General features: G+C 68.1%; 8 protein-coding genes and 1 pseudogene. 7 read left to right on the plus strand and 2 right to left on the minus strand.

Features of this window, described 5'->3' with window-relative positions; all coding sequences use genetic code 11:
* Positions 1-1,152 (minus strand): radical SAM/SPASM domain-containing protein (locus CV1CTNOD_RS08960; RefSeq protein WP_131785682.1); only part of this gene is annotated, 1,152 nt, incomplete at its 3' end.
* A 159-nt stretch (positions 1,153-1,311) separates the two neighbouring features.
* Between CV1CTNOD_RS08960 and CV1CTNOD_RS08965 the strand changes: the two genes are divergently transcribed.
* From CV1CTNOD_RS08965 to CV1CTNOD_RS08995, 7 genes and pseudogenes are all read left to right on the plus strand, one after another.
* The gene (locus CV1CTNOD_RS08965; protein WP_131785683.1) at positions 1,312-2,571 is read left to right on the plus strand and encodes a helix-turn-helix transcriptional regulator; all 1,260 of its coding nucleotides are present in this window, start codon (positions 1,312-1,314) and stop codon (positions 2,569-2,571) included.
* A gap of 5 nt (positions 2,572-2,576) precedes the next feature.
* A complete protein-coding gene (locus CV1CTNOD_RS08970; RefSeq protein WP_165485396.1) occupies positions 2,577-3,155 on the plus strand; it encodes a GNAT family N-acetyltransferase in 579 nt (192 codons plus the stop codon).
* A 65-nt stretch (positions 3,156-3,220) separates the two neighbouring features.
* A pseudogene (gene fxlM / locus CV1CTNOD_RS27715) lies at positions 3,221-4,480 on the plus strand (methyltransferase, FxLD system).
* Between the two features lie 25 nt (positions 4,481-4,505).
* Complete coding sequence (locus CV1CTNOD_RS08980; protein WP_131785684.1) at positions 4,506-4,688, plus strand: FxLD family lanthipeptide; 183 nt, start codon at positions 4,506-4,508, stop codon at positions 4,686-4,688.
* A gap of 75 nt (positions 4,689-4,763) precedes the next feature.
* On the plus strand, positions 4,764-7,892 hold the full coding sequence (locus tag CV1CTNOD_RS08985; protein WP_431607094.1) for a lantibiotic dehydratase: 3,129 nt from the start codon (positions 4,764-4,766) through the stop codon (positions 7,890-7,892).
* Complete coding sequence (locus CV1CTNOD_RS08990) at positions 7,889-9,133, plus strand: lanthionine synthetase C family protein (protein ID WP_131785686.1); 1,245 nt, start codon at positions 7,889-7,891, stop codon at positions 9,131-9,133. The genes CV1CTNOD_RS08985 and CV1CTNOD_RS08990 overlap by 4 nt, the downstream gene beginning before the upstream one ends.
* 31 nt (positions 9,134-9,164) lie before the next feature.
* Entirely contained in the window at positions 9,165-10,166 is a 1,002-nt protein-coding gene (locus CV1CTNOD_RS08995) for a thiopeptide-type bacteriocin biosynthesis protein (RefSeq protein WP_207386283.1), read from the plus strand.
* Between the two features lie 375 nt (positions 10,167-10,541).
* Here CV1CTNOD_RS08995 and CV1CTNOD_RS28180 read toward each other — a convergent pair.
* Positions 10,542-11,226: WD40 repeat domain-containing protein (locus CV1CTNOD_RS28180; protein ID WP_131785687.1), on the minus strand; the 685-nt coding region annotated here is incomplete at its 5' end.

Genomic DNA, 11,226 nt, shown 5'->3' on the forward strand with positions numbered 1-11,226 from the left:
GGTGGGGAGGGGGGTGGTCCACAGCCGGCAGACCGGGAGGATTCCCGGGTCGTCGGCGCAGGAGGCGCTGCCGGTGAGGACGGTCTCGGCGGGGCAGCCGCCGCCGCAGGCCGGGCGGAGCGTGCAGACGCCGCAGGCTGGGTGGGTCAGGGTGGCGGTGAACAGGTCGAACTCGTTGTCGTCGCGGTTGAGGGTGATCGTGCCGTCGGGGGTCATGGTGGCGTAGTGCAGGTCGGTGCCGGCCAGGGCCGAGCAGAGGTAGCAGCGGCCGTCCGGGAAGAGGGAGATCCGGTCGAGGGTGCGGCCCCGGCAGCCGGGGTAGCCCGTGGCGGTGAACGCGTCGAGGGTGTCGGGGTAGGCGTGGGCGGGCTGGTAGTGGACGTCGGTGCTGTGCCCGGCCGCGGCACCGGGGAGCTGCTGGTAGAAGGCGATCCATTCCCGTGGGGTCAGTGCCGCGCCGTGGTCGGCCCGGCCACGGCCGATGGGGGAGAGTGCCTGGTAGGTGATCCGGCGGATGCCGAGGCGGTCGGCGAGGTCGAGGAGTTTCAGGCAGTCGTCGCGGTTGGTGCGGCTGACCGTGCAGGTGAACCGGACGTCGAAGCCGCGTTCGGTCAGGTCAGCAGCGGTGGCCATCGTGGTGGCGAAGGCGCCGGGGCCGTGGAGCTGGTCGTGGGTCAGATGGGAGCCGCCGTCCAGGCTGATCTGGACGTAGGAGAGCTCGGTGGGGGCGAGACCGCGGAGCGTCCGGGCGGCCGGGGCCAGCCCGTCGGTGACCGTGGCGATCTCGTCGTAGCCGATGGCCCGGGCGTAGCGCAGGGCGTGGACGAAGTCGGGGTGCAGGCTGGATTCCCCACCGAGGATGGTCAGGGCCGTTCCGCCCAGGTGCCGCCAGACGTCCAGGGCCGTGCAGATCTGCGACCAGCTCATCTTCCGCCCCTGTTCGGACCGGCCGCCCGGCTGGCAGGGGGGACGACGTGGGTGGCGGGCCTCGGTGATGTGCAGGTCGATGGTGCGGAACCGGCCGTAGGTGGCCTGGCTGATCCGCTGCGGGTTGTTGCCGTGGCCTGGCGGGAGTGGTTGGCCGGTGCCGGTTCGGGCCCTGTCGTCAGCGGTGGCGATGAGTGGAATCGGCGGATCGGTGGTCATGGTCATGGGTGGATGCCTCAGGGATGGTTGCGGGGTGTCGTGGCCGTGCTGATGCGATGGTCAGCGGCTGTTGGGAGGCGGCGGAATGCATGACCCCCGCCCGGACATATGTCCATGCCGGTGTCATTAGCGACGGGTCGGGGATGGGCGGTCCACCATGAGTGCATGGACGAGTTGCTGGGCACCGAGGTACGGCGCCTTCGCACTGCCGCTGGCTTGTCGCAGCAGCGCCTGGCCGCGCGGGTTGGGGCGGACCAGGGGTTGATCTCAAAGATCGAAACGGGTGCGAAGATTCCGTCGGTCGCGCTCGTCCATACGATTGACGCTGCGCTCGCAGCCGACGGGCACCTGGTCTCCCTCCGGATACAGCCCGAGAGGATGTCGCCGGGGGCCGTCGGTGGTGAGCGACCGAACCATGAGGAGATGGTCGTCATGGCCGCGCGCCGCGCTCGCGAGTTCGCCCTGAACCACCAGGGTGCGCTGTCGGCCGAGGCGATGGAGCAGGTGCACGATGACGTGCGGGCGTTGGCGGTCGCCTATCCGCAGCAGCCCCTGCCCGTCCTGCTCGGCCCGCTCGCCGAGGCGCAGGAGGCGGTCTTCTCCCTGCTGGAGCACCGGCAGCGCCCGCGGCAGGCACGTGAGCTGTACTTCCTCGCCGGCATCACGGCGGGGCTGTTGGCGAAGGCGTCGCATGATCTGTCGGCTCCGCACGCCGCGATGACGCATGCGCGCACGGCGTTTCTGTGCGCCGACAACGCCGATCACGACGGGCTGCGCGCGTGGGTGCGCGGCCTGCAGTCGTTGATCTCGTACTGGGCTGGCCGGCACCTCGACTCGTTGCACTACGCCCAGAGCGGCGCCGAGTTCCTGACGGCCGGACAGGGGACGGTGGCGGTGTGGCTGCCGGCCAGTGAGGGGCGGGCGTGGGCCGCGCTCGGCAACGCCGAGGAGACCCGCGTGGCCATCGACCGCGCCGAGCGGGCCTGGGACGGGCTGCAGACCGACGATCTCGACGAGACAGGCGGGCTGTGCGCGTTCTCACGGGCCCGTCAGCTCTACTACGCGGCGGACGCGTTGTCCTGGTTGCCGGAGGAGGTCGCTGCCGCGGAGACCTATTCGGCCGCCGCCGTCGATGCCTACCGCGATCCCAGCCGCCCGGAATGGGCGTTCGGGGATCAGGCCGGCAGCCATGCCGGGCTTGCCCACGTCCGTATCGCGCGCGGCGAGCTCGACGGCGCCACCGAGGCCCTGTCCTCGGTACTCGATCTCACTCCGGACCAGCGGATCAACGGCATCGTGCACTCCGTGCAGCGGGTCCATGGTGCTCTCGCGCGTTCGCCGCTCGTCCGTGACCCCGCCGCGCAGGATCTCCGCGAGGAGATCGAGGTGTTCGCGCGCACCCCGGTCGCGGCTCTGTCACGGTGACTGCCGTGACTTCTCATCCTGCGCACCTCACCGGCAGTCTGGTCACCGTTCGTGATTTCACGGCGGCGGACGTGGAGGCGGCGCACGCCGTCGTCGGGGACCCGAGGGTGACCGATCATCTCTCCTTCGCCGCGAAGACCCTGGATCAGACCGCCACGATGATCGATGGAATTCTGGCCCGGGCACGGCAGGACCCGCGTACCGAGTACTACCTGGCGGTCGAGCGGGACGGTCTGCCGCTCGGCTTCGCCCGCCTCGGCCTGGACGGGGTCAAGGCGGCCAAGCTTGGCTACGCCGTCCACGCCGACCATTGGGGCCGCGGCTACGCCACCGACGCCGTGCGGGTGCTGGTCACGTTCGGCTTCGACGAACTGGGTCTGCACCGCATCAGCGCCGCGATCGGCCCGGACAACGCCGCGTCCGTCGCCGTGGTCAAACGGGCCGGTTTCTCCTACGAAGGCCGTATCCGTGACCACGTCCACACCAACGGGGCGTGGCGCGACAGCCTGCTCTACTCCGTCCTGGAACACGAATGGCCACACGACCTCGCATCGCCGGCGCTACCATCCGACGCCGTTTCCTAAATATGTAGATCCGTGGCGTGTCTGGCGCCGACGGAAACATCCACGAGCAGACTGAGGACGAACTGGTGGCTGACGCAGCCTTGGATTCACGTGCCGCGAAACTGCGGAACAGCCTCGCCGACGAGCTCGTCGCCGACGGTTCGATCGTCTCGAAGGAAATCGAGTCGGCTGTCCGGACCGTGCCACGCCACCTGTTCGCGCCGGACGTCCCGCTTGAGGATGCGTATGCGAACGACATCGTGCCGACCAAGCGCGACGAGCACGGCATCACGATCAGCTCGATCTCCGCCCCGTGGTTGCAGGCGGCGATGCTGGGACAGGCAGATATCCGCCCCGGCATGCGATGCCTAGAAATAGGATCAGGGGGATACAATGCCGCGCTCATGGCCGAGCTGGTCGGCTCGGCGGGCGAGATCACCACGGTGGATATCGACCCGTACGTAACCGACCGCGCCCGCCGGTGTCTGGCCAGTGCCGGATACTACGATCGGATAAATGTCGTGGACGCCGATGCCGAAAACGGCGTTGCGGAACACGCGCCTTATGATCGAATAATAGTCACCGTCGGAGTCTGGGATATTCCACCGGCGTGGACGGAATAGCTTGCCCAGGACGGGAGAATCATCGTCCCGCTGCGGATGCGGGGCCTGAGTCGATCGGTGTCGCTGGCGCGCGAGGGCACTCACCTGGTGAGTCTGGGACACCAGATGGCTGGCTTCGTCGCCGTTCAGGGTGCGGGAGCGCGGCCGGAACGCCTGGTCCCGCTGCACGACGAGGACGTCGGCCTGCGGTTCGACGACGACCGGCCCGCCCGCGACATCGACGCGCTGCGCGCGGCCCTATACGAGCCACGGGTGGAAGCCTGGTCGGGGGTCCGGTTCGGTGGCATGGAGCCCTTCGACGAGCTGTTCCTGTGGCTGGCTACCGGCCTGTCGGACTTCTGCCTGCTGGCTCGCGCACGTACCGAGACCGCGCGCCGGCTCGTCGACCCGGCCTCACCGATCGGGACACCGACATTCCTCGATGACCGCGGCTTCGGCTATCTCACATTCCGGGAGGTCGACCCGGCCAGCGATACCTACGAGTTCGGCGCCTACGCGCACGGGCCGAAAGCCCGAACACTCGCCGAAGCCATCAGCGAACAGGTCCGCATCTGGGACCGTGACCACCGTGGCAGACCGCCTGCCCGGATCTCGGTTTATCCCGCCAGCGCACCATTCGATCAGCTCCCACCGGGACGGATCATCCCGAAGCGGCACACGAACGTCGTCATCTCGTGGCTCCAACAGGATGCTCTCGACCAACATTCCGTACAGGCAGTGTGATCTAAGAAAGGATGGTTCATCGGTCATGTCTCCCCGCACCGCGGCCGCCGCTCCTGACATCACCACTGACAGCGTGGAAGACGGACTCGACTTTCACCTCGACATCACCGTCGTCGAATCCGGACCTGTGATCCCCGAACTGCTGCGCATCACAAGCGACAACTGCGGCAAGACCTGCCAGTCGGCGTGCACCAGTTGCAGGTCCTGACTTCTGGCAGCGGTAGCTTCGGTCACTGCCGCCGAGCCTGAACCTTGTTCTCGCGGATTTTTCATCGGCTCTGGGATGTGCCAGGTGTATCAGAGTATCGACGCGTTACTCGTACGGGCAGCCGTCCATTCTGTCGATACAGATCTGCCATCGTGGCCAGATCTCGTCGACGACGGGCCTGATGCCCCGTACCAATGGTGCACCTGGCTGCGGAAGGTATGGGCCAGGGAATCCTTCGCCGACGCGATCACGGTGGCCAGTCCCGTGCTGGCACACCAGATCGGCAAGGTATGCGATGGGCATTGCCGTGACTCCCGCGCGATACGCCGGACCGTGATGTCAACAGCCCGCTATCTGCTGCGGATGACGGGCCGAAGCACCCCGTTCGGGCTCTTCGCGGGAGCCACGGCCGCCGCCCTCGGCCCGCGGGTCGTCGTCCGCTGGGGCGGGGCGCACCGGCCGGTCGCGCGGCCGGGCAGCGGCTGGTTGGCGGCGCTGGTCACCGACCTGGAGACCTACGTCGATCTCCTGCGCCGTCTCCCGGTGGTGGTGGACAGCCCGCGCATCCAACGGGACGACAGGCTCGTCGTGCCATTGCGGCGACGGGCCGGCGGTCGTGATGGCTCCGATGACACGACTGTCCTGGTCGACGTGTCGCTGCGGCGGACAGGAGCTGTCGAGGCGGTCGTGCGCTATACCCAGTCACCGATCCTCGTCCAGGAGCTGATCGAGAAGCTGATCGCCGACTCACCAGGGACATCACCGACCGTCATCGAGACGACGGTGGCGGACCTGGTCAGGCTCGGGTTTCTGCGCACCGGGCTGCGGCCGGCGATGACCGTCACCGACCCCCTGGAGCATGTCGTGACCCTGCTGAATGCCGTCGGTGCCGGCACCATTCCGCAGGTCGCCGCCCGCGTGCGCGAGCTGCGCGCTCTCCGCGACGGCATCGCCCGCCACAACCACACGACATCCCCGACCGACCGCCGGCACCAGCGCCGCCGGCTGGCCGAACAGATAGAGCACCTCAGCACCCCGACTGGTCAGCCCCTCACCGTGGACCTGCGCCTGGACGCCGACATCATGCTACCCACGGCCGTGGCACGAGAAGCAGCGGCTGCCGCGACGGCCCTGACCCAGCTGACGCCGTTCCCGACCGGGCTGCCGATGTGGGAAGACTTCCACGGGGCCTTCCTCGAACGATATGGCACCGGCGCCATTGTTCCGCTGCTGGAGCTGGTCAACCCGGACACCGGCCTCGGACTGCCCGCCACCTACCGGGGATCAGTTCGTACAGCGACCCATCCCGCGCTGTCCGGCCGCGACGAACGTCTCCTCCGGCTCGCGCAGACGGCAGCGGTGCGCGGCGCCATCGAGGTGACCCTGGACGGCCGGGAGATCGACATCCTTGCGGGGGGCTCCGCGGCGCGGCAGGTCCCACCCCATGTGGAGGTCTTCGTGCAGGTCCATGCCACGAGCCGGTCCGCGCTCCAACGAGGGGACTTCGAGCTGCTGGTGACAGGGGCCGCGCGCGCCGCTGGGGCGACCACAGGCCGGTTCCTCGACCTACTCGACCCGGCCAGCCGGCGCCGTTTCCGCGATGCCTACGGGCTCCTGCCCACTGGGCGGGCAGGAGCCCTGCCCGCCCAGATGTCCTGCCCGCCGTTGCAGGCGGAGTCGGAGACGCTGGCCCGCGCGCCGCGCATGCTGCCCACGATCATCTCCGTCGCCGAATACCGCGAACCCGACGGCGACACGGTGGCGCTGGACGACCTGGCGGTTGGGGGAGACACCGACGGCCTGTACCTGATCTCCCAGGCCGGGCGGCGGCTGATCGAGTCGACCGTGCTCAACGCCGTGGAGTTCCGCTACCACAGCCACCCGCTCCTGCGGTTCCTCTGCGAGATCTCCGCCGCACGGGCAGCGGTCTACATGCCGTTCTCCTGGGGCGCGGCCAGCTCGCTGCCGTTCCTGCCCCGCCTGCGCTACGGACGCATCATCCTCGCGCCCGCCCGGTGGACCGTGTCCGCGGACGACCTGCCGAAGCGGCATGCCCCCTGGCCGCAGTGGCACGAGGCTCTCGGGGCCCTGCGCGGGCAGATCCGCCTGCCCGACCTCGTCCACCTCGTCGAAGCCGACAACCGCCTGCCCCTGGACCTCGCGCGGAACGCGCATCTGGCCCTCCTGCGCGCGCACCTCGACCGGCACGGACACGCCCGTCTCGACGAGGCGCCGCCCCAGGCCGCCTACGGTTGGTTGGACGGCCACGCCCATGAGATCGTCGTCCCTCTCGCCGCCGCCCCCGGCACCGCACCACCGGCCGCGGGGCGGAAGCGGGGGCAACTGGTCCGGCCGGCTCACGTTCAGCCCGTCGCGCGTGACCATGGACATCTTCCGGGAGCGTCGCCCTGGCTCTACGCCAAGCTCTACAGCCACCCGGACCGGACCACCGACATCCTCCACCGCATCCCAGACCTGATCGCTCAGTGGGACAGCCCGCCCGCCTGGTGGTTCGTCCCCTATCATGATCCGGAACCTCACCTGCGCCTACGGCTCCGGCTGGACGGCCCGACCAGCTACGGCGCGGCGGCACATCACCTCGGAGCCTGGGCCTCCTCTCTGCGGGCCGCGGGACTGCTCGGCCGGGTCCAGCTCGACACCTACCATCCCGAAACCGGCCGCTACGGCCACGGCGACGCCATGACCGCCGCGGAAGCCGTCTTCGCAGCCGATTCCGCCGCCGCCCTCAGCCAGCTACGGATCGCGGCCCGCACCGCAACCCCCCTCGACGCGATCACCGTCGCAGGCCTCGTCGACCTGACCGCCTCGTTCGTCGGCACCCCCGCAGCCGGTATGCGCTGGCTGATCGACGACCTCGCTCACGAGCCCACCCCCGCCGCCGACCGCACCCTGCGCGACGCCACGATCCGGCTGGCGGATCCCCGCGACGACTGGGCTGCGCTGCGTGCCCTCCCCAGCGCGGACCATATTCGCCACGCCTGGCAGCAGCGCCGCGCCGCGCTGGCCACCTACCGGGAGCGACTTACCGCGCAGCGAGACCCCCTGTCGGTGCTGTCCTCCCTCCTGCACATGCACCACGTCCGCATGCTTGGCATCGACTCCAACCGCGAACAGCTCGGACGCGCGCTCGCCCGCGCCACCGCCCTGCGCTGGACGGCGACCACCACCCAAGGCACCCGATGAGACCCACCCACCAACCCCTGGCCGTCACGGCACGACAGGCCGCCGACGACCTTGCCCGTAGAATCACCGTCCCTCCACCGGCGTCCCCCGACCAGCGGCGGCACGCCCAGTCCCTGGCCGACGGCGCGACCGGGATCGCTCTGCTGCACATCGAACGCGCCCACGCCGGTCTCGATACCTGGGCGACCGCCCACGCCTGGCTCCAGGCAGCCACCGCTGGCGAGATCAGCGCCGCCGACAACGCCAGCCTCTACGCCGGAGCGCCCGCGGTCGCCTTTGCCCTCCACACCGCCGACACCGACCAGTTCGGCCGCTACACATCCGCCCGCGCTCGCCTGGACCGCGCTGTCACCGCCCTCACCCACCGCCGGATCGACACCGCCCACGCGCGCATCGACCGGAGAGAACTCCCCGGCCTCGCCGAGTTCGACGTCATCTCCGGCCTGTCGGGCATCGGCGCCCACCTGCTCCGGAACGCCCCCGGCGACGACGTGCTGGAACGGCTCCTGTCCTACCTGGTACGCCTCACCGAACCGCTGCGCATCGACGGCGAGACCCTGCCCGGCTGGTGGACCGGACACGACCCCAACTTCACGACCTCCGCCGACTACCCTGGCGGCCACGGCAACTTCGGCATGGCCCACGGCATCTGCGGGCCGCTGGCCCTGCTCGCGCTGGCCTGGCGCCGCGGCATCACCGTCGACCAGCACCTCGACGCCATCGAACGTATCTGCGCCTGGCTCGACATCTGGCGCCAGGACGGCGACACCGGCCCCTGGTGGCCCCAGTGGATCAGTCGCGACAACCTGCCCACCGGACGGGCCAGCCAACCGGGGCCTCTGCGCCCTTCCTGGTGCTACGGCACCCCCGGCCTCGCTCGTGCCCAGCATCTCGCAGCCCTCGCCACCGGCGACACGGTCCGTCAGGTTATGGCCGAACAGGCCCTCGTCGGCTGCCTGTCCGACCCCGAGCAGCTCGCCCACATCACCGATACCAGCCTCTGCCACGGCTGGGCCGGCCTGTTCCAGACCGTCTGGCGCACCGCCACCGACTCGGCGACAACCACCGGCGCGCTCTTCCGCCCGGATCCGACCGACATCCTCCTTCACCACGCCCGACCTGGACCGGACGACGGGCCCGGCCTCCTCGAAGGACACGCCGGCCTCGCCTTGGCCGTTCACACCGCCGCGCACAATACCCCGCCCCTTTCCGGCTGGGACGCATGCCTGCTGCTCGCATAAACCGTCCCCGTGGGAGGAGAGAAGGACCACGGTGTATCGCACCAACATCACAGCGAAGGAAGTGGAAGAGGCAGTCCTCGCCGTTCTCGCCGGCACCCCCACCGCCACGGCCGCCAGCCGAGCAGGCATGGACGCCGCCGACCTCGCCGAAGCAGCCAGCCTCTACCAACAGGCCGGCCGAATGGCCCTCGAAGCACAGATCGGCTCCGCACGCTGGCATCAGATCCTCATCGAGTTCACCGACCACAAGACCGCCGAAGATGTCGCAAAGGAGCACTTGCTGCCGACGCTGCGCCAAGCAGAGACCGACGGGCTCATCTCATCGTGGTGGTACATCCGAAAATTTCCCTGTTGGCGACTCCGCCTCCATGCCGGAAAAGCATCGCCCGCATATACTCAAAAAATTTTCAGCCGCGCCCTCGACGGCCTCACATCCAGGCAATTGATCGTTGGCTGGCGGCCGGGCATCTACGAGGCTGAGACCTGTGCCTTCGGCGGCCCGACAGCCATGCGCACCGCCCACCGGATCTTTCACGCGGACAGCCGCGCCTTCCTCGAATACATCGCCCGCGAGAAAGCAACGGAGCCGCCAGCCCGTATGCTCGGAAGACGCGAGATTTCGGTACTTCTGTGCAGCGCCCTCCTGCGTGCGGCCGGCCAGGATTGGCACGAACAAGGCGACGTCTGGCACCGCATCACACGCATGCGCCATCTCCCCAGCTCCATATCCCCCGACCAGCTCCACAGCATGCAGGAAGATCTTCGCCGGTTGATGACCCTCGACACACACCCCGCATCCCCGCTGGTAGCCCCGGGTGGGCCGCTGGCGTTTGCCCGCCCCTGGCTGACCGCCTTCACCGAAACCGGCGACGCGCTGGCCACCGAGGCACACACCGGAACGCTGAAACGCGGCCTACGCGACATCCTCTCCCAGCACATCATCTTCCACTGGAACCGCATCGGCCTCGCCGATCAGACCCAGAGCACCCTCGCCCACGTTGCTTATGAAACCATCATGGGCGCTCCCGCATGACACATATGATGAATCCGTCGCATGGCCACCACTGCGGGGATTGTTGAGCTATCACTCACATGCTCGAGCGGTTCTTTATCGGCAGGTATGATGTTCGAACTCGTCGACACTCCGTGACCCAATGAAGATCGTCTGGTGCTCGAATCCGCGAACGGTTGGACCGGGCGGATCAGCTCCCACACCTCGTCGGACAGATCGCTGGGATACGGCTTCCGTTCGCTCACGTCTTCCAGCAGAACGCACCCACGGCCGGACGCGAGACGACCGGTCCCGAACCCGACACATCAGACATCGATTCAAGCTCGAGGCCCGGCGAAAGCGTACAGAACACCAACTGAAGACTCCGGCGATCAAAGATCGCCGAACCCCTATCTCCTAATTTTGTTTTAAAAAACCATCGACATCTGAAGAGGCTTTCCTTTTCGGTATATATGTAAACAAATATAGGCCATTTTGGCCTGATGCGCATATATGCGTACTATCTGGATGCCAGGCGCATTGTATGAGCGGATCGGCGACGCGAATTGCACATAGGCACCTGCTCGTGGCTGCTTCCCACACGCGGATTGTTCGATCGGCACTGGCGGAGACTATCAAAGTGCCATCGGAGGAGAACATGCAGCCAGATACTAGGCTGGAATGGCCTCGCAAGACGCCAACCTCGTGGCCACTGCTGGTTTCCCACAGGCGCACTGTCCCATCAACGCCAGTGGAGATAATCAGGCGTCCGTCCGGGGAGAAGGCGCAGGCAGACGAGTAGTCGATGTGCCCGTACAGTGTGCGGACGGCAGTGCCGGTCACGGTTTCCCATAGCCGTACCGTCCCATCATTACCGGTAGAGACGATGAGTCTTCCGTCTGGAGAAAATGCACAACCAATAACCCCGCCGGTATGGCCGTACAGCGTGCGGACGAGAACGCCTGCCGCAGGCTCCCATACCCGCACTGTCTCATCCTCACCACCGGCTGAAACGATCAGCGTGCCGTCCGGGGAAAACGCGCAACGCTGTACTCGGCCCGTGTGGCCTTGTAGCGTGTGGACTAGGGCGCCGGTGGCGGTC

Origin of the sequence: Protofrankia symbiont of Coriaria ruscifolia (genome assembly GCF_900634745.1) — a bacterium.
In the GTDB taxonomy this organism is placed as follows: Bacteria; Actinomycetota; Actinomycetes; order Frankiales; family Frankiaceae; genus Protofrankia; species Protofrankia californiensis.

Bases quoted from the DNA above. Each gene is read 5' to 3' on its own strand.
- CV1CTNOD_RS08990 (WP_131785686.1), top strand. From the start codon at position 7,889: ATGAGACCCACCCACCAACCCCTGGCCGTCACGGCACGACAGGCCGCC.
- CV1CTNOD_RS08980 (WP_131785684.1), top strand. From the start codon at position 4,506: ATGTCTCCCCGCACCGCGGCCGCCGCTCCTGACATCACCACTGACAGC.
- CV1CTNOD_RS08965 (WP_131785683.1), top strand. From the start codon at position 1,312: ATGGACGAGTTGCTGGGCACCGAGGTACGGCGCCTTCGCACTGCCGCT.
- CV1CTNOD_RS08985 (WP_431607094.1), top strand. From the start codon at position 4,764: ATGTGCCAGGTGTATCAGAGTATCGACGCGTTACTCGTACGGGCAGCC.